16 protein-coding genes are annotated in these 18,749 nt (G+C 40.2%); 7 read left to right on the top strand and 9 right to left on the bottom strand.

The genetic code is table 11. The annotated features are described in order from the left end of the window. Nucleotides 1-34: 34 nt before the first annotated feature. A complete protein-coding gene (dhaL, locus tag OO7_RS03685; RefSeq protein WP_008914624.1) occupies nt 35-655 on the top strand; it encodes a dihydroxyacetone kinase subunit DhaL in 621 nt (206 codons plus the stop codon). Nucleotides 656-775: 120 nt separating this feature from the next. On the opposite strand, the gene OO7_RS03680 is transcribed toward dhaL, so the two are convergent. The 4 genes from OO7_RS03680 to glpA all read right to left on the bottom strand — a co-directional run bounded on the left by OO7_RS03680 (nt 776) and on the right by glpA (nt 5,647). Beyond that, on the bottom strand, nt 776-1,294 hold the full coding sequence (locus tag OO7_RS03680) for a GNAT family N-acetyltransferase (RefSeq protein WP_008914623.1): 519 nt from the start codon (nt 1,292-1,294) through the stop codon (nt 776-778). Nucleotides 1,295-1,519: 225 nt separating this feature from the next. Continuing rightward, on the bottom strand, nt 1,520-2,713 hold the full coding sequence (glpC, locus tag OO7_RS03675; protein WP_008914622.1) for an anaerobic glycerol-3-phosphate dehydrogenase subunit GlpC: 1,194 nt from the start codon (nt 2,711-2,713) through the stop codon (nt 1,520-1,522). Further along, nucleotides 2,710-4,005 (bottom strand): glycerol-3-phosphate dehydrogenase subunit GlpB, encoded by a 1,296-nt coding sequence (gene glpB, locus OO7_RS03670; RefSeq protein ID WP_008914621.1) that lies wholly within the window; start codon nt 4,003-4,005, stop codon nt 2,710-2,712. The genes glpC and glpB overlap by 4 nt, the downstream gene beginning before the upstream one ends. Beyond that, on the bottom strand, nt 3,995-5,647 hold the full coding sequence (glpA, locus tag OO7_RS03665; RefSeq protein ID WP_008914620.1) for an anaerobic glycerol-3-phosphate dehydrogenase subunit A: 1,653 nt from the start codon (nt 5,645-5,647) through the stop codon (nt 3,995-3,997). The genes glpB and glpA overlap by 11 nt, the downstream gene beginning before the upstream one ends. Before the next feature lie 440 nt (nt 5,648-6,087). On the opposite strand from glpA, the gene glpT reads away from it, so the two are divergent. Together glpT and glpQ are read left to right on the top strand one after the other, a co-directional pair. After that, nucleotides 6,088-7,437, top strand: coding sequence for a glycerol-3-phosphate transporter (gene glpT, locus OO7_RS03660; protein ID WP_008914619.1), 1,350 nt, complete (start codon nt 6,088-6,090; stop codon nt 7,435-7,437). Nucleotides 7,438-7,534: 97 nt separating this feature from the next. Next, a complete protein-coding gene (glpQ, locus tag OO7_RS03655) occupies nt 7,535-8,602 on the top strand; it encodes a glycerophosphodiester phosphodiesterase (protein WP_008914618.1) in 1,068 nt (355 codons plus the stop codon). Nucleotides 8,603-8,764: 162 nt separating this feature from the next. On the opposite strand, the gene epmA is transcribed toward glpQ, so the two are convergent. Continuing rightward, a complete protein-coding gene (epmA, locus tag OO7_RS03650; protein WP_008914617.1) occupies nt 8,765-9,742 on the bottom strand; it encodes an elongation factor P--(R)-beta-lysine ligase in 978 nt (325 codons plus the stop codon). A gap of 749 nt (nt 9,743-10,491) precedes the next feature. Between epmA and frdA the strand changes: the two genes are divergently transcribed. The 4 genes from frdA to frdD are packed head-to-tail and all read left to right on the top strand — an operon-like array spanning nt 10,492 to nt 13,789. Then, the gene (frdA, locus tag OO7_RS03645; protein WP_008914616.1) at nt 10,492-12,288 is read left to right on the top strand and encodes a fumarate reductase (quinol) flavoprotein subunit; all 1,797 of its coding nucleotides are present in this window, start codon (nt 10,492-10,494) and stop codon (nt 12,286-12,288) included. Then, entirely contained in the window at nt 12,281-13,015 is a 735-nt protein-coding gene (locus OO7_RS03640) for a succinate dehydrogenase/fumarate reductase iron-sulfur subunit (protein WP_008914615.1), read from the top strand. The genes frdA and OO7_RS03640 overlap by 8 nt, the downstream gene beginning before the upstream one ends. Nucleotides 13,016-13,029: 14 nt before the next feature. Next, complete coding sequence (gene frdC / locus OO7_RS03635) at nt 13,030-13,425, top strand: fumarate reductase subunit FrdC (protein WP_008914614.1); 396 nt, start codon at nt 13,030-13,032, stop codon at nt 13,423-13,425. Nucleotides 13,426-13,435: 10 nt separating this feature from the next. Further along, nucleotides 13,436-13,789 (top strand): fumarate reductase subunit FrdD, encoded by a 354-nt coding sequence (frdD, locus tag OO7_RS03630; protein ID WP_008914613.1) that lies wholly within the window; start codon nt 13,436-13,438, stop codon nt 13,787-13,789. Nucleotides 13,790-13,884: 95 nt separating this feature from the next. Here frdD and OO7_RS03625 read toward each other — a convergent pair whose 3' ends face one another. The 4 genes from OO7_RS03625 to sugE form a co-directional block, all read right to left on the bottom strand. Continuing rightward, nucleotides 13,885-16,542, bottom strand: coding sequence for a TonB-dependent hemoglobin/transferrin/lactoferrin family receptor (locus OO7_RS03625; protein WP_008914612.1), 2,658 nt, complete (start codon nt 16,540-16,542; stop codon nt 13,885-13,887). 171 nt (nt 16,543-16,713) lie between these two features. Beyond that, the gene (locus OO7_RS03620) at nt 16,714-17,661 is read right to left on the bottom strand and encodes a FecR family protein (RefSeq protein ID WP_008914611.1); all 948 of its coding nucleotides are present in this window, start codon (nt 17,659-17,661) and stop codon (nt 16,714-16,716) included. After that, the gene (locus OO7_RS03615; protein WP_043892634.1) at nt 17,661-18,161 is read right to left on the bottom strand and encodes an RNA polymerase sigma factor; all 501 of its coding nucleotides are present in this window, start codon (nt 18,159-18,161) and stop codon (nt 17,661-17,663) included. The genes OO7_RS03620 and OO7_RS03615 overlap by 1 nt, the downstream gene beginning before the upstream one ends. A gap of 149 nt (nt 18,162-18,310) precedes the next feature. Continuing rightward, entirely contained in the window at nt 18,311-18,625 is a 315-nt protein-coding gene (sugE, locus tag OO7_RS03610; protein WP_008914609.1) for a quaternary ammonium compound efflux SMR transporter SugE, read from the bottom strand. Nucleotides 18,626-18,749: the final 124 nt, after the last annotated feature.

Raw genomic sequence — 18,749 nt, 5'->3', positions numbered from 1 at the left:
TAGTTATTGAAAGGCTCGATAAGGAGTTATCAGCATGAATTTGACACAAAAACAGCTCTACAATTGGTTAATACAGTGTTCGCAAACTTTTGCTCGTGAACAAGACAAACTCACGGAATTGGATACTGCAATTGGTGATGGTGACCATGGTCTTAACATGAATCGAGGGTTTCAAAAAGTTGCTGAAAAACTGCCTTCTGTCGAAGATAAAGACATTGCAACACTCCTGAAAACGACAGGAATGACACTACTTTCCAGTGTTGGTGGGGCGAGTGGACCATTATTCGGTACTTTCTTTATTAAAGCGGCGCAAAATGCGGCTAACAAAGAATCTCTCAGTGTTGCAGATTTAGCTGAACTCATCAAAGCAGGTACAGATGGTGTTGTTTCTCGAGGTAAAGCAGAGCCTAATGATAAAACAATGTGTGATGTTTGGTGGCCAGTTAGTGAAGCATTAGAAAACAATGCTTCTTTGCCCCTGAATGATGCCATTGCTATCGCTGTTGATGCAGCAAAACAAGGTGTGGAGTCAACCATTCCAATGCAAGCACGTAAAGGTCGAGCAAGTTATCTGGGTGAACGTAGCATCGGTCATGCAGATCCGGGTGGAATGTCTGTATTTTTAATGTTAGAAACATTACAAAAAGCAATTTAATAGCGAGTATTCACTTACAACCACTCATAAACAATGTCATCCCAAGGCGCATACGCAAGTATGTGACTTGGGTTAATCAATAGCCCGCCATATAACGATTTTTATACTTAACCAATAACATTAACGCATTAATTCATAACAGATATCATCATAACGAAACCCATTAATTTCATAATTCTCGACAATGATCTTTTGTTGTGTAAAACCGTTATTGATTAATACTTTTTCCGAAGCAATATTTCCATCAACCACCACAGCCATAAATGAACGAATTTGCGCATATTCCTGCATTGATAACAGCATATTAAGTGCTCTAGTCGCAATGCCTTTTCCTGAAAATTGCGGATCAATCATGTAGCTAATCTCTCCAACCCGGTATTGTGTTTCAATTGATAAACAAAACCCAATTAAGCCAAGCGACTGCCCTGTTAGTTCATTTTCAATTACCAAGCATAGCCAATGGTCTGCATTTAAATGCCAAACAGGTAATCGGCTCTCAAATGCGGCTAAAATCTCATTTTCTGTTTTAGGATTAGAAATAAAGCGTAAAACGTCTAAGTTATTATAAAGCTGAAAGAAAAATGATTTGTCGTTAGGGGATAATTTTCTAAGTTTTAGAGGAAAATGGGTGTTAAGCATGCAAAATCCACAACATTTATTATTGGTTTAAGGAAAAAATAGCCAAACACTATAAACGATATGGATGAATAGAAAAACGAGGAAAAATGAAATAAAAAAGGGAGGTAGGTCAGAGTTCTACCCCCCAAAGGGTTAACTGTAGCGTTAAATCCCTATTACCGATGTTTTAAGATATAGTTATTAGAATTCACTAATTATGCCCTTTCTTCATTAAAGATGAATTAATTACAATGCTTTGGCTAATAAGCTGATTGGATGCTCACATTTTTTACTGGTCGACATCTCTATTTGCCATTTACATGTTTCACAATCAGTGATCACAATATCTGCACCACTTTCTTCAATTTGTCGGAATAATCCAGCACCAATACCTTGAGCAACTTCATAATTTTCTTTTTTGAATCCATAAGTTCCGGCAATACCGCAACATTGTGAATCAAGAACAATTAATTCAACACCTGGGATACGTTTAATCAATTCCAGTGTGTAAGAAGTCCAACCCATTTTTTCCATGTGACAAGGCGTATGGTATGCCACTTTGATTGGTGTATGTTTGAGTTTTAGCTCACGGCCTTGCTCTAATAAACGGTAAATATAACGCGTAGCTAACTCAATGTTATCGCGCAAATCAGAGGTATCAACATCAAGCACATGTGTGTATTCATCACGGATTGTAAAGGTACAAGTTGAAGACGTTGCGACAACAGGAATGTGTTTTTCAAGAATCGTTTCTTGCAACGATTCTAAGTTCACATTTGCTTGGCGTTTTGCTTGCTTCATAAAACCATTAGCAATTAATGCAACACCACAGCACTTCTCTCTTTTGAGCAGTTGTACACCAATACCCATGCCGTTAAATACTTTAATTAAGTCTTTACCTAGTTGTGGGTGGTTATAGTTCACATAGCAACCATGGAAAAAGGCCACTTGTTCTGAGAATTTTTGTTGTTCTGCGGCTTGTTTTGCATACCAACGGCGGAAAGTCCCAAATGAGTATTTTGGTAACTCACGGCGATGGTCAATTTTTAAAGCTTTATCTAAAATTTGGCGTACAGGTTTCAGCCCTGTAATTGTGTTCACAACAGGTGCAAATGGAGTTGATAATGTCCCCATTAAATCAGTGTGACTTAATATTGCATCACGTATCTTCGGTTTTTGCTGGCTATAGCTATTACGAGCGCGTGCAATGATATCACCAATTTTAACATCCGATGGGCAAGCCACCTCACAACGCTTACAGTTTGTGCAATATTTTAATGCGTCATCATATAGCATCGGATCTTTTAAGCGTAGGCGTTCACCATCAGGGCCGGCTTGTTTTGGACCAGGATAAAGTGGATTCACCTTTGCAACAGGGCAATAAGTTGTACAAACAGTACATTTGATACAACTTTCAAAACTCGAATCCTGAATACTCATTGTGTTACCTCCACCTGCTCGGCTTTGTGTTGCTCGAAATAACCGATAATTTCACCTGCCGCATGCAGTCCACTAATCAATGACACACCTGCACCACATCCTTCAGTTAAAGGATCAAATCCCCCTAATACCGCACCCGCAACATAAAGATTTTCGATGGTTTGCCCATCTTTTTGTGCGCGTAATTGAGAATCTGTTTGTACACCAAAGCTCATGTATGGCTGTGATGCAAAGAATTCGGTATTCGTCCACTGTGCTCGTGGCGGAATATCACATAAATCTAAATTCATCAGTGGTTCATAAACACGATCAAACTCCGCAACTAAACCATTATTGAAGAAGCTTCCTGTTGCGAGAACAAATTGTGATGCCTTAAGTGCAATGTTTCCATGATTACGAGTATTCACCGACTCAATACGAGAACCTACACAATTCACAGAAGTGACTTTATCACCAGGCATTAAGATCCCACCTTGGCGTCGGAATTGACGTAGTAACGTTTCATGTAAACGAATACCTAATAATGAAGGTGGTAATGTTGGAAGAAGATAGATTGTCTTACCAAGCTGTTTTTGTAGCTCAAGGAAAGGAGTTTCATTATCTAAGCCGATACAAGCTGGCATAAAAATAGTATCAGCATCAGCAACTAACGGACTGATTTCTTCTACTATTTGCGGCATGTTTTCAGGTCTATCTAACCAGCGAGCAATATTAATCGCCCTAAATTCACTTGGGTTTTCTCTTAAACGGTCAAGCAGCGGTAAATGCACATAATGTGCTTCGGTATGAAGACCTTCGCGTTTTAATTCATCTGCAACTAATTGTGGCTGAAAATCCAGAAAACCCTCAATGCCAACCACCGCAATTTTACCGAATTTCATTTTATGGTGTAAATTCACTGTCGGCACACAATCAGGGCTAAGCCATGTTAGACGTTTATGTCCCATCGGGGTAATTCGGTCGTGATTTTCATCACTAGAACCTTTTAATTTCAGCCCACTTTGCTGCAATAATGATTCAGCAAGATGTGTTAATTTAATGACTGAAAGTTTGCCTAATCGGCTATAAGGATGCATTGGTGATAACTCACTCAATTTCTCTAAAGCATTGAGCGGTTTTTCTACACGTTGACCATTAGGTAAATGTGTTAATAAATCGAATGAACCTGAAGAGAAATGCAACGCATTTTGCCCAGCGCTAACAATGGCACAAGATAAGCCGGATTGAGTTAGGCGAATACCGCAGATAAGGCCAGCTAAGCCGCCTCCCATAACAACCGCATCATATTTCATTTTCAGCCTCCTCAGACGCTTTACCTAAGGTTTTTTCATTCATGCCACACAGCCCGTGATAAACCCAACTGGTGAATTCACTTTCACGCAATGCATTCCCCCACGCAATGGGTCTGACACCTTTCCAACGTTCGTTCAAAAAGTGTGCTAATTGATTTTCAGTTTCATGAGGTGTTGTGACATTAAAACGATTTAATAAACCCGCGGCACGGCAAGCACAAAGCTCGCCTTGACACGTTCCCATTCCTACACGAGTACGGCGTCTTAAATCCAATAAATTATTGACTGTCAGTGAGTTAACTGCATAACGTACTTCACCAGCCGTAACAGCTTCACATTCACACACTAAGCTTTTATCTAATCTATCTGCACTTAAGATCTCAGTTGCACGATCCCCATGGCGGTAAACCGCAGAGCCACGAATTGGAGCAGGAATTGACACAACATTGCGCAATGCTTCTTCTGCACTATGTTGTGAGCCAGGCAATGGAGCCTCTGCTGTGGTACATTTTGCTGTGTGTCCCAATTTTTCACAGACTTTGTCTGTCGCCCATTCAGCCATCAAGCGATAAGTCATTAACTTACCACCAGTAATCGTAATAAAGTTTTCAAGTCCATCACGTTTAGCATGGTCAAGTAATACAATACCACGGCTAACATTACGCCCTGATGGATCATCATCACTCGCCACCAACGGCCTCACACCCGCATAAGCACGTAAAATACGTGTTGTAGCAAGTGCTGGTGACAACATGGAACCTTCACGAATTAAAATGTCCACTTCTTCTGGCGTGACACACATATTGTCAATTTGGTCATATTCAATATGTGTAGAGGTCGTTCCGATTAATGAAATGGTATCTCCTGGTACTAAGATATCCGCATCGGCAGGTTTACGGCAGCGGTTGATCACCATGTTATTTAAACGGTGTCCAAGGATTAATAAAGCCCCTTTAGCGGGGAACATTTTGATTTTTAAATCTGCATATTCTGCGATTTTCTGTCCCCAGATCCCGCCCGTATTGACCACTATTTCAGCATGAATATCGTACTGTTTTTTAGCTTGATGATCATAAACAGTGACACCACGAACTTTGTCACCATCACGGATTAAGCCAATCACTTCATGATAGGTTAATACTTTTGCACCATGTTCGCGTGCATCTAACATATTTGCTGCTGTTAAACGAAATGGATCAACGGTTCCATCAGGAACGCGTACAGCCCCAATCAAATGTGGGTTAACAGAAGGTTCAAGTCGAATGGCTTCCGCAGGATCAATCGCATTAGCATCAATCCCCGCAGCTTGGCAAGCCTTAATAAATTGTTGTTGATATTCAAGGGAGTCTTCAGGCAAAGTAATAAATAAGCCATCAGTCTTTTCAACGCAATGATGTGCAATTCTTTTTAGGATTTTATTTTCTTCGATACATTCTCTTGCTGATTCGCTATCTGTTACTGCGTAGCGAGCACCACTATGCAACAAGCCATGGTTACGCCCTGTTGCACCAGTAGCAATATCATGCCTCTCGAGTAAAACAGCTTTTAAACCTCTACGGGCGCAGTCTCGAGCAACACCTGCACCTGTTGCGCCACCACCGATAATGATGACATCCGTTTCAGCCACAGATGAGCCTTTCATGTCGCATTCCTCACATAATTAAACATTCTATAACCACTATAAGTGTAGTTTCTTTTTTATAATCTATAACTAACTATAGACAAGAAATGTTAGCGATGTTTGATAAGGAACAAAAACGAAAGCAATTGTGTCAAAATAGACCATAAAAAGAACAAAATCGTGACATTCATCACAAAAAACTCGAATAACCTAGTTTCTTTTCATCGTAAAATAACATTTACTATGCAGCTCTTCATAAAAAGCAATATTTGTGCGCTTGATTACAGATAACCTGTTTTTTTATGAGTATCATAAGTGCACTATTGAAAGTAAGTGCGCATTAAAGAAATTAAATATTTTCGTTTTTGCTACTTAATAAATAATAAACGCTCGCCTTTACCAATATAAATTGTTGACTAAAGCAACGAGCTAATAACTGTTAACATGCCATCGGAGGCTATATGTTAAGCATTTTTAAACCAGCACCTCATGCACCGAGGCTGCCAGCTGAGAAGATAGATCCTGTCTATCGACGTCTTCGCTGGCAAATTTTCATGGGAATTTTCTTTGGCTATGCAGCATACTACCTAGTCAGAAAAAACTTCGCATTAGCAATGCCTTACCTTGTAGAACAAGGGTTCTCCAAAGGGGATCTGGGTTTTGCGTTATCAGGGATCTCAATTGCTTACGGTTTTTCAAAATTCATCATGGGGTCTGTCTCAGACCGCTCTAACCCTCGGATATTCTTACCTGCTGGTTTAATACTTGCTGCGCTAGTCATGCTGTTTATGGGCTTCGTACCATGGGCAACATCCAGCATCATGGTTATGTTCGTTCTGCTGTTCCTATGTGGTTGGTTCCAAGGTATGGGTTGGCCTCCTTGTGGTCGTACCATGGTTCACTGGTGGTCACAAAAAGAACGTGGTGGGATAGTGTCAGTTTGGAACTGTGCGCATAACGTTGGTGGTGGTATTCCTCCTCTACTATTCATGCTGGGTATGGCATGGTTTAATGACTGGCACGCAGCTCTTTATATGCCTGCATTTGCAGCGATTATTGTTGCAATCATTGCTTTTGCTTTGATGCGTGATACTCCACAATCTTGTGGTTTACCACCAATCGAAGAATATAAAAATGACTATCCGCCAGACTATAAAGCATCAGACGAGAAAGAGTTAACTGCAAAAGAAATCTTCATGAAGTATGTGTTCCCTAACAAACTTCTATGGATGATCGCAATTGCTAACGTCTTTGTTTATTTGCTGCGTTATGGTGTGCTTGACTGGTCTCCAACTTACCTGCGTGAAGTTAAACACTTTGCAATGGATAAGTCTTCTTGGGCTTACTTCTTGTATGAGTATGCAGGTATCCCTGGTACTTTACTGTGTGGTTGGATGTCAGATAAAGTCTTCCGTGGTAACCGTGGTGCAACTGGTGTGTTCTTTATGACACTCGTGACTATCGCAACTATCGTGTTCTGGATGAACCCTCCAGGAAACCCAGGCATTGATATGGCTTGTATGCTTATCATCGGTTTCCTAATCTACGGTCCTGTTATGCTGATTGGTCTGCATGCTCTTGAGCTTGCACCTAAGAAAGCTGCTGGTACAGCCGCAGGATTTACAGGGTTATTCGGTTACCTAGGTGGTTCCGTTGCTGCAAGTGCTATTGTTGGTTATACCGTTGACTACTTCGGTTGGGACGGTGGTTTTGCCGTCATGATCGGTGGTTCTGTACTTGCTGTTGTTCTGCTATTCCTTGTAATGATCAACGAATCTAAACATAAACGTGAATTAGCAAAAATGAACTAACACTCCATTAATGTTCACATTAATGGACTAAACTGAGGCTATATCAAAATGTGATATAGCCTTTTTTTTACCTGAAAATGACAAGGAGAATATCGTCATGCATCTTCCATTAAAAACATTGGTTGCAAGTATGATTTTAGTTGCGTCTGTTTCAAGCGTTGCACAATCAGCAGAAAAAGTTGTTATTGCGCATCGCGGTGCAAGTGGTTACTTACCAGAACACACACTGCCTGCTAAGGCAATGGCCTATGCCCAAGGAGCTGATTTTCTTGAGCAAGATTTAGTGATGACCAAAGATAATGAATTAGTGGTATTGCACGACCATTATCTTGACCGAGTGACGGATGTTGCTGAGCGTTTTCCAAATCGCGCACGTAAAGATGGTCGTTATTACGCCATAGACTTTACGCTCGATGAAATTAAATCGCTCAATTTTACTGAAGGATTTGATATTGTTGATGGTAAGAAAGTTCAAAGCTACCCAAATCGTTTCCCTATGGGTAAATCAGACTTCCGTGTTCATACCTTCCAAGAAGAAATTGAATTCATCCAAGGATTGAATAAATCAACAGGTAAAAATATTGGTATCTACCCTGAAATCAAAGCACCTTGGTTCCATCAACAGGAAGGGAAAGATATCACGAAAAAAACTTTGGAAGTCTTAAAACAGTACGGCTATACCAATAAAGAGGCAAATGTCTATTTGCAATGTTTTGATGCCAACGAGTTAAAACGCATTAAAACTAAATTGATGCCAGAAATGGATATGAATTTAAAACTGGTTCAGCTTATTGCTTATACTGATTGGAATGAAACACAAGAGCAAAAACCTGATGGAACTTGGGTTAACTATAGCTATGATTGGATGTTTGAACCAAATTCCATGAAAGAAGTGGCTAAATATGCTGATGGTATTGGCCCCGATTATCATATGCTCGTTCAAGAAGATTCCACACCGGATAATATTAAGCTAACAGGCATGGTACAAGATGCCCACGCAAATAATATGTTAGTGCATCCTTATACTATTCGCGTTGATAAGCTGCCAAAATATGCGAAAGATGGACAACAACTTTTTGAAATTATTTACAATCAAGCCGATGTTGATGGTGCATTTACTGACTTCCCTGACCTAGGTGTTAAATTTCTTCAAAAACAACCATAAGATTATAACTAACTAATTATTTGTTTTTATTATTATGTTGTTAGTAGCCAAAAGCTGCTAACAACTATTTTTTATACGCTACCCAAGGAACATACTTTTGCGAATGTTCCTTGGGTAGCTGAATCCAGCCAACAACAAGGCAGCTGAAGTATGGCGGGGATATTAAGCGATAGTCACAGGGAAAGCGATAACATCGCTGATCTTATCAGCATTTAAGGCCAACATAATCAAACGATCTACCCCAAGGGCTACGCCAGAGCACTCTGGTAGTCCATGCTCCAATGCACACAGTAAATTCTCATCAATGGGATGAATCGGTAAACCTAGTGCCGCGCGACGGCGATTATCCTGCTCAAAGCGTTGGCGCTGCTCTGCTGCATCCGTCAATTCACGGAATCCATTCGCCAGCTCCATCCCTTTGAAATAAACTTCAAAGCGCTCTGCTACACGATGATCTTCTGAACTAATTTCAGCTAAAGAAGCTTGAGTTGCAGGGAAATGGTAAACTACAGCCGGCCTCTCTTTACCAATATGTGGCTCAACGCCCATAGTAAATAGCAATTGAAGTAATGTATCTCTATCTTCTTCTTGATCTGCAATATTGCTCAAATCTAAACGTGCAGCGACTTCCCTTAGCTCACTTTTTTCAGCAGAAAGGGGATCTATATCTAAATGGCGTAAAAATGCATGTTGATATGAAAGCAGTTCCGCGCTTTCACAATCGAGCACTTGTTGGAGTAAATCATCAACTTCATTGATTAAACGGTACATATCATAATGCGGACGATACCATTCAAGCATGGTGAACTCGGGATTATGATGTCTGCCAGCTTCTTCATTACGAAAACTACGGCATAGTTGGTAGATAGGTCCACTCCCCGCCGCAAGTAATCGCTTCATATGATATTCAGGGCTTGTCATCAAATAAAGATCAATTCCCTGCGCAGCACCAGGCCCTACAAAACGCGTTTGAAATGGTACAAGATGAATGTCTGTCACCGTTGCTTGACTCATTGCGGGTGTTTCGACTTCAAGTACGCAGCGTTCAGTAAAAAAACGTCTGATTTCAGCAATTATTTTAGCTCGCTGTAACAGATTGGCGATAGGCGCACTTGGCTGCCAGTTCGCGACTTCACTCATTAACATAACTCCAAAATAAACATGACCGTGCAGTTTACTCACCTCTTGCACGACAAACAATGCATTAAGATCAGCAAATACAACAAATTTTATTATTCCATTTGTTAATCTTGCTATTATCTAACGATCGCAGTGAGATAAGCGGATAGCGCTGACTGCAAAATGATTAAGCAGGCTTATATTTTACCTATTCGTATATTTGAATGTCGGCGCTATTTGGAACAATAATGTTCTAATAAGATCCAGTAAGGTGAAAGAAATATTGAGTGACATTATCCTCTGCTTTACACGATTAGGCAAAAGAACGTTTTTCATTATGAAACAAGAATGAATAAAAAATTTTATTCACCATCCTCACGATGATAAAAAACAGATAATCTGAACAAGTTAGACTATATTCACAATATGGATGAGCGTCTTAAGAGTAATGATAATCATTTGAATTTACAGTTTTTACTTATCTTTGTGACTTATTCTTAGGAATGAAAAAACAATTCATAAAAGTTGGGGATAGATCACACTTTATTACCTAAATCACCTAAAACCCCCCTCTATATCAAATTTATCAAGAACACTATTCGGTATAATCCACAGCATGATAAGTCATTATTAGCTATTATATTATTTACTATTAAAAAAGAGAAAATCGGCAGTACCACTTTATCTCGGTGCTGCTTACAACATTTAGCTAACGACCAAAAGTCTTTAACAGAATTTATTAATTTACACTTGAACAATGGAGAAGCGCAGTGCAAACCTTCAATGCCGATTTAGCGATTATCGGGGCCGGGGGCGCAGGCTTACGAGCAGCTATCGCTGCTGCAGAAGCAAATCCCAACATCAAGATTGCTCTGATCTCAAAAGTATACCCAATGCGAAGCCACACTGTGGCGGCAGAGGGCGGAGCAGCTGCTGTAACCCAAGCTCATGACTCCTACGATTATCATTTTAATGATACTGTTGCTGGTGGTGATTGGCTGTGTGAACAAGACGTCGTCGATTATTTCGTCGAGCATTGTCCTACAGAATTAACCCAGCTAGAGCTATGGGGATGCCCATGGAGCCGTAAACCAGATGGTTCAGTTAACGTCCGCCGTTTTGGTGGTATGAAAATTGAACGGACTTGGTTTGCTGCCGATAAAACTGGCTTCCACATGCTGCATACCTTATTCCAAACTTCATTAAAGTATCCTCAAATTCAACGTTTTGATGAACATTTTGTTCTCGATATCATTGTTGATGAAGGCCAAGTTCGTGGTCTTGTCGCTATCAATATGATGGAAGGAACTAAAGTTCAAATCCGTGCCAATTCCGTCATCATGGCAACGGGCGGTGCAGGACGCGTTTATCGCTACAATACCAATGGCGGTATAGTAACTGGTGATGGTATGGGGATTGCACTCCGTCATGGTGTTCCACTGCGTGATATGGAATTCGTTCAATATCACCCAACAGGCCTACCAGGTTCAGGGATATTGATGACAGAAGGTTGTCGTGGTGAAGGCGGTATCATGGTCAATAAAGATGGCTACCGTTATTTACAAGATTACGGACTAGGCCCTGAAACTCCGCTTGGTAAACCAGAAAACAAATACATGGAACTTGGTCCTCGTGACAAAGTCTCACAAGCATTCTGGCATGAATGGCGTGCAGGCCGTACCATCAGCACTCACCGTGGTGATGTTGTGTATCTTGACCTTCGTCACCTTGGTGCAGAAAAACTGCATGAGCGTTTACCATTTATTTGTGAGCTTGCAAAAGCGTATGTTGGTGTTGACCCAGTCACTGACCCAATTCCAGTTCGTCCAACTGCTCACTACACAATGGGCGGTATCGAAACAGATCAAAACTGTGAAACACGCATCAAAGGTCTATTTGCGATTGGTGAATGTTCTTCTGTTGGTCTGCATGGTGCAAACCGTTTAGGTTCAAACTCACTTTCTGAATTGGTTGTTTTTGGTCGTCTTGCGGGTGAGCAAGCTGTTAAACACGCAGCAGAAGCAACACCAGCCAACGCAAATGCGATTGAAGCTCGCACTCGTGATATTGAAGATAATTTAAACAAACTTATCAACCAAAAAGGTAAAGAAAACTGGGCGCACATTCGTGATGAGCTCGGTCTAGCCATGGAAGAAGGTTGTGGTATCTACCGTACTCCTGAGTTAATGCAAAAAACTATCGATAAGATAGCGGAATTGAAAGAGCGCTTTAAACATGTCGAAGTCACTGACCATAGCAGCGTCTTCAATACTGATTTACTGTACACCATCGAGCTTGGATTTGGTTTAGATGTTGCCGACTGTATGGCGCATTCAGCGATGAATCGTAAAGAATCTCGCGGTGCTCACCAACGTTTAGACGAAGGCTGTACAGAGCGTGATGATGTAAACTTCTTAAAACACACATTGGCATTCTATAATCCTGAAGGCGCACCTCGTCTTGAATATAGTGACGTGAAGATTACAAAATCTCAGCCAGCAAAACGTGTGTATGGTGCAGAAGCTGAAGCTCAGGACAAGGCAAAGAAGGAGCAAGCTAATGGATGATATGAAACACTTAAAAATGGAGATCTTGCGCTACAATCCAGAAACGGATAAAGCGCCCCATTTAGTGACATATGATGTCCCTTATGATGAGCAAACCTCATTACTCGATGCTTTGAATTATGTCAAAGATAATCTGGCACCGGATTTGTCTTATCGTTGGTCTTGCCGTATGGCTATTTGTGGTTCTTGCGGCATGATGGTTGATAAAGTTCCTAAGCTGGCTTGTAAAACATTTTTACGTGACTATCCAAATGGCGTCACTGTTGAGCCATTAGGAAATTTCCCAATTGAGCGTGACTTAGTTGTTGATATGACACACTTTATTGAGAGTTTAGAGGCGATTAAACCTTATATCCTCGGTAATGATCGTAAACCTTCTGAAGGGCCGAACAAACAAACCCCTGCTCAAATGGCGAAATACCATCAATTCTCAGGGTGTATTAACTGTGGCCTATGCTATGCAGCATGTCCGCAATTCGGTCTTAACCCTGAGTTTATAGGACCTGCCGCAATCACACTCGCAGAGCGCTACAATCTGGATAGCCGTGACCACGGTACGAAAGATCGTATGCCATTGCTTAATGGTGATAACGGCGTCTGGAGCTGTACATTTGTAGGCTACTGCTCTGAAGTCTGTCCTAAGCATGTCGACCCAGCTGCTGCAATCCAACAAGGTAAAGCAGCGAGTGCGCAAGACTTTGTTATCGCCATGCTGAAGCCACGATAAGGAGAATTGAAGTCATGACTACAAAACGTAAACCCTATACAAGAGAAATGAAGGCTGATTGGTGGACAAAGCTACCTTTTTACCGCTTTTATATCATGCGTGAAGGTACATCAGTACTCCAAGTCTGGTTTAGTTTACTTGTGCTCTACGGGGTATTCGCACTCAAAGGTGGTGCAGAATCATGGGCTGGCTTCGTTGATTTTTTACAAAATCCTATTATTTTGATTATTAATATCATCACTCTTGCTGCGACACTATTGCATACAACCACATGGTTTAAGCTCGCACCGAAAGCGGTCAGTATTATTGTCAAAGATAAGAAAATGTCAGAAGAACCTATTGTAAAAGGTCTTTGGGCAGTCACGATTGTCGCCACTGTTATTATTTTAGCCATCGCGCTAGTTATCTAAGGAGAGTCTGATGAATCTAACGCCTAAACGTTCCGATGAACCGATTTTCTGGGGATTATTTGGTGCTGGTGGTATGTGGAGTGCCATTATTGGCCCTTCAATCATTCTTCTACTGGGTATTTTGATCCCGCTTGGTGTCGCGCCTGAAATGCTAAGTTTTGATCGCATTCATGCATTCTGCACCAGCTTTATCGGTCGTATATTTTTACTACTGATGATCATTTTACCGGTATGGTGTGGTATGCACCGTATTCACCATACTTTGCACGATTTTAAAGTCCATGTTCCTGCTTCAAAATGGGTTTTCTATGGTGCATCAGCAATTATTTCTATAATCGCGCTGATTGGTGTATTTACTCTATAGTTATTGCAATAAATAACGGGTATCTGCTAATAAGTACCAAACAAAAACCAGTGACAAATAATCTTGTCACTGGTTTTTTTATTTATATCAGTATGCTAGAAACGGTATTCTATTCCACCACTAATTGTTCTGCCTCTTCCAAGCGTATTGGATAAACTTTCACCATAGCTCACTACATAAGCTCGGTTCATGAGGTTTTCGACATTTGCGCGTAAGGTGACGTCTTTCGTTAATTCATAACTGGTATAAAGATCAATCAATGTATATTTTGGCCAATCTGCAAGGTAAGGTTGGTTGGTTTGAGCTGAATAATCTTGAAAACCCGGTGTAAAACGAACCACAATTCCACCATCAAGCTTTCTATCAAATGCGCGACCACCTAACGTGAATGATCCTCTATCTCCAGGTAAATTAGCGGCACTACCAAATATTGAACCACTATCACAATCTACATAATTATTTTTATCTTGGTCATCTTCTGAGTACCAATTGCCGGGACCGCTATCTTTACCATATTGTAAAGTACCGCCTAACCACGCCTTGCGAGCGCAGAATTTATTTTTACCAATCATGTGGGTGAATGTTAAATCTGCATACACAAACCCAGCATCATAATTTATCTGATATTCAAAACCTCTAAATCGCGTGGTGCTTAAGTTGTTACTGTAAGCTGCATTACCAATACTGGGCTGCACCATACCGGGTTTAGTCCGGTTAATCGCCATATTAATATAGTTGTCGACTCGCGTATCAAAATAAGCCACTTTTGCAACTAATCTATCTTCTTCAAGTAATAGTTGCGGATAATTAATATTCATTCCAACTTCCCACGCATTGGAATTTTCAGGCTTTAAGTAAGGGTTGGGGAATTGGGTTGATGAAGAGTGAGCACTTCCCGTCGTTAAGGTTTCTGTAATTGCGGGTGGACGCCAAGAACGACCATAACTGGTAAATAACTCCATCCATTCTAAATTAGGCTGGATAGCGAGTTTTATGTTCGGTGAAAACGCACCTTCAGACTCATTAACATCCCAAGTACGATTCACTATTGTTGTTTGGCAATTCCGTAATCTCAATTCCGTACAAGGGTTTTCTTTAGTGAAAGGAAATACAGGGTAGCGCATTTCTGTTTTACCTTTCAATTGGTAGTGGTCATAACGCATGCCACCTTCCAACGTTAACCAATCATCATATTCATACGTTAACGTTGTAAATAATGAGCTAAGTGAACGCTTACCATCCGGTGTCACACCACTAACCGCTTCTCTTGTTGAATCGCTACTTGCCTTATCCTGAAAAGTTTCTACACCATAATGTGCTTTTAATACATTCCTCGTATTAAATTCAATTTCTGAATGATTTTCGAGTTGTAACCCTAATGTTTTAACTCGGGTATCCATATCATAGCCATTATTATAAACAGTGCTGGTCGAATACGTTTCACTGTTATCATGGGTATCAACCAAATAGACTTTACCTTTAAATTCAGTGCTCCATGGCGTGTCACTAAATCGCGTGTAATCTAGAGAATAATTTTTCGTGTTTACATGGCTAAAACCGCTACTTTTCCAACCTAATTTATAAGGCCAAGTTTGCCCGAGATTCGTTAATGTGCCCGCATTCGGTGTTTCAACTTTAGTTTCCAAATAGTTAAGTTGTAAACGTTGTGAGTCAGTAATATTCCAACCCGCTTTCGCCAAATAAGACGTCATGTGGTAATTACTATCTGTTATGCGGCTATGTTTTAAATCACGCACCAGTTGATCATAGCGACCCGTATCATTATTAATGCGCAGATCACCAATCTTGCCATGAGTACCTGGTTTATAATCACCGAGTCGGCGCTCACTTGCTGCAAAAAGTAAATCGGCTGTTTCATTACCTAATGCAAAAGCGCTACTGCCAATAAAATGGGTATTATTCGTTCCCGTACTAGCATGTAATTTCCCACCAAATGTTTTATCCTTTGACAAGAAATCAGCGGCATTGAGTGTCGAAAATGTTGCAACACCACCTAATGTCCCCCCACTTCCCATTCCGCTACTATTGCCTTTTTGGATCTCAACACCAGAGAGCAGTTCTGAATCAATGTACATCGAGCCATTGCGTTGACCATGTCCACTTTTTTGAAAGTTTTGTCTCATGCCATCAATATTCATATTCACTCGTCCATAATCTTGAATACCGCGAATATTGACAGATAACGAAGGGTCTTGCTGACTAACGGCCGAATAAACCCCCGTAGTCAATTCTAAGACATCCGCAATATGCTTTGGCGGCCTGTCTTCAAGTTGTTTTTTGCTGATAACACTGATAGAAGACGGTGTGTCATAAACCCAATCACCTTGCTGGTGAGCAGTTGCCGTAACCGTTAATGTATCCAGTGTTACTACGGCGTTATCGTTTGTAGATTTTGATATTCGGCTAATTGAAACACGATTATTATGGATACTATAGTGAATAGGATTTGCGCCTATCAATTTCTTTAATCCCGCATTCAGGGAATAATTCCCTGTCACTGCTTGGCTTTTTAATCCAATAACATCCTGAGAATTAATTAAAATTTCAACATTTGCTTGTTGAGCATAATTAATCAGTGCCTGTTCAAGCGATTGAGCAGGTATTGAAAAAGCGATTGTTTGCGAAGATTGTTCTGTCTGTGCGTAACTCAAAACAGGCGCAAGAGGTAATGTTATTAATGCAAGGTGAACACAAAATACAATTTTTTTATAATGATGTTTTTTCTGAGCCATTTCCTATCCCTAAAAGATAATAGTAATGAAAATAATAATCACTTCTATTAAAGACGCAGAAAAAAGGAAAACCCGTAAATAATTTTAAAAAATAGTTACCGAATAATGAACATAAGTTTATCAAGCTGTTTAATTATCCCTAGATTTAACTTTTATCCAATACAAAACAAGCTAGTACATTAATGTTAAAAAAGGGATTTCATACAGTTGTAATCCTTGTGAATCACTTAAATTAGCCAATGCACTATCAATGGATTTTATCTGAAATACGCCACTTATTTTTTGCGTATGTTGATTTGAAAGTAAGATAACAGGCTTGTTTCGATAGCGATTAATTTCACCTATAACTTCATCTAGCGTTTGTTGATGAAAAATAATTTGCCCTTGCCGCCAGTTAGCGGATGCTGTGTTGTATAGCGAGGAAGTTGGCCAAATCTTTTGTTGATAGTGCGTAAAATCACCTGCATTAACCACCAACTCTTCACCGGAATTTAAAGTAATTTTCACGCTATGCTGATAAACACTGACATTAACTTGGTCACCCTTTTCATCAATTGAAAATTCAGTACCTAGTGCTTGCGTGATACCATTTTTTGCTTGCACTCGAAAAGGTCGTTGATCTTTTTGTGTCATAGGAGCAACAGCAAAATAAGCCCTTCCGGATAATAGATTAACTTGCCGATAATGTTCATTAAAATCGAGCAATAATTTAGAGCCGCTATCAAGGTCAACCACACTCCCGTCAGGAAGTGTCACTTGTAGGATCTCACCAATTTGCGCGTAATAATCTGGCGTAGGTTTAGAGTAATATTGCCACGCACCTACAGATAAAATGCAAAATAAAATTGCAGCAGCAGATCGCTGAATATGACGCAACTTCACACGCTTTTGGGTCGTATTATCTTTTTTATCTATTAATTTCTGATGACCAGCGGCATTTGCTGTTAATTTCCATAATTGCCGCGCGCGATAATAAGTTTCAAGATGTTGTTCTGACATTGATATCCAAGATTGGAACTCTAATTCCTCTGACTTCGTCAATTCGCGTGAAGTTGTTTTTATCACCCACAAAGCAGCTGTATTCTCTATTTCGGAAGGATTATCAATAAGCTGTTTCATTATTCCTCCCTCCATTTATGAATAAGCATAGCCAACGCATTAGCAAGATGCTTTTCAACAGTGCTAAGAGAAATATTGAGTACTTTAGCAACTTCAGCTTGAGTTAGCCCTTCTTCACGATGCAAACGAAATATCTCCTGAGTCCTATGGGGCAAAGTTTGTATGGTATTTTGAATTTGCTTGAACTGCTGTTCACTAATCGCTTGGGCTTCAAGACTTTTAGTATTCGCAGGAAGTTCTTGCCATTGAGTATCACTAATAAGAATAGCTTGTTGTTTCTGACGCTGCCGAAAATGGTCAACCATGAGATTTTTTGCCGTGCGGTAGAGATAAGCATCAATATCTTGTATTGAAGAGTGTTTCATTTGCTCTGCCATGCGTACAAAACTTTCCTGCATAATATCCATACTTAAAGAATGGTCTTTTAGATATGCATTAAGGTATCGACAAAGTGAAGAAGAGTGACGAGAAAACAGGCATTGTAACTCAGAGTCAGACATATCAAGCCATAACACAAGGATAGAAATGAGAATTATTTACATGATATCTGTAATATCTGAGGAAGTGAACTGTTGGATGATCAACAATTCACTTCATAAACGTTGAAACGATCTTATGCAGGTCAACTTAATCTAAATTAGGAAATTAATTAACTTGAAACTTTTAAACCAATTAATCCCATAATAATCAAGCCTAAACTTAATAAACGAAAGATATTTGCTGACTCTCCCAAAAAAATAATTCCAATAATTGCTGTGCCCACAGCACCAATACCCGTCCAGATAGCATAAGCCGTTCCAGCAGGTAAATCGCGCATGGCATAAGCTAATAAGCCCATGCTAGCGATAATCGCAATAATGGTAATAATACTTGGGGTAAGGCGAGTAAAGCCGTGAGTGTATTTTAGGCCAATAGCCCAAACAACTTCTAAAAGCCCAGCAAAAACAAGAATAACCCATGCCATTGTATAACTCCTATATACAATTCGGGGTCGTCCCCATCATTTTATCCCGCATTTTCAAGTTATGTTGGATAGATAAAAACGTTATTTCAGGTCGTCCTGAATACGCTGCCTTATTATAGGCTTT

The organism is Providencia sneebia DSM 19967, assembly GCF_000314895.2.
GTDB lineage: Bacteria > Pseudomonadota > Gammaproteobacteria > Enterobacterales > Enterobacteriaceae > Providencia > Providencia sneebia.
Note: the sequence above shows the minus strand (reverse complement) of the source record. Positions and strands in the feature narration are given on the sequence as shown.

Bases quoted from the DNA above. Each gene is read 5' to 3' on its own strand.
- OO7_RS03615 (WP_043892634.1), bottom strand. From the start codon at position 18,161: ATGTCTGACTCTGAGTTACAATGCCTGTTTTCTCGTCACTCTTCTTCA.
- glpQ (WP_008914618.1), top strand. From the start codon at position 7,535: ATGCATCTTCCATTAAAAACATTGGTTGCAAGTATGATTTTAGTTGCG.
- frdD (WP_008914613.1), top strand. From the start codon at position 13,436: ATGAATCTAACGCCTAAACGTTCCGATGAACCGATTTTCTGGGGATTA.
- OO7_RS03625 (WP_008914612.1), bottom strand. From the start codon at position 16,542: ATGGCTCAGAAAAAACATCATTATAAAAAAATTGTATTTTGTGTTCAC.
- OO7_RS03620 (WP_008914611.1), bottom strand. From the start codon at position 17,661: ATGAAACAGCTTATTGATAATCCTTCCGAAATAGAGAATACAGCTGCT.
- OO7_RS03640 (WP_008914615.1), top strand. From the start codon at position 12,281: ATGGATGATATGAAACACTTAAAAATGGAGATCTTGCGCTACAATCCA.
- glpA (WP_008914620.1), bottom strand. From the start codon at position 5,647: ATGAAAGGCTCATCTGTGGCTGAAACGGATGTCATCATTATCGGTGGT.
- epmA (WP_008914617.1), bottom strand. From the start codon at position 9,742: ATGAGTGAAGTCGCGAACTGGCAGCCAAGTGCGCCTATCGCCAATCTG.
- frdC (WP_008914614.1), top strand. From the start codon at position 13,030: ATGACTACAAAACGTAAACCCTATACAAGAGAAATGAAGGCTGATTGG.
- glpB (WP_008914621.1), bottom strand. From the start codon at position 4,005: ATGAAATATGATGCGGTTGTTATGGGAGGCGGCTTAGCTGGCCTTATC.
- sugE (WP_008914609.1), bottom strand. From the start codon at position 18,625: ATGGCATGGGTTATTCTTGTTTTTGCTGGGCTTTTAGAAGTTGTTTGG.
- glpC (WP_008914622.1), bottom strand. From the start codon at position 2,713: ATGAGTATTCAGGATTCGAGTTTTGAAAGTTGTATCAAATGTACTGTT.
- glpT (WP_008914619.1), top strand. From the start codon at position 6,088: ATGTTAAGCATTTTTAAACCAGCACCTCATGCACCGAGGCTGCCAGCT.
- OO7_RS03680 (WP_008914623.1), bottom strand. From the start codon at position 1,294: ATGCTTAACACCCATTTTCCTCTAAAACTTAGAAAATTATCCCCTAAC.
- dhaL (WP_008914624.1), top strand. From the start codon at position 35: ATGAATTTGACACAAAAACAGCTCTACAATTGGTTAATACAGTGTTCG.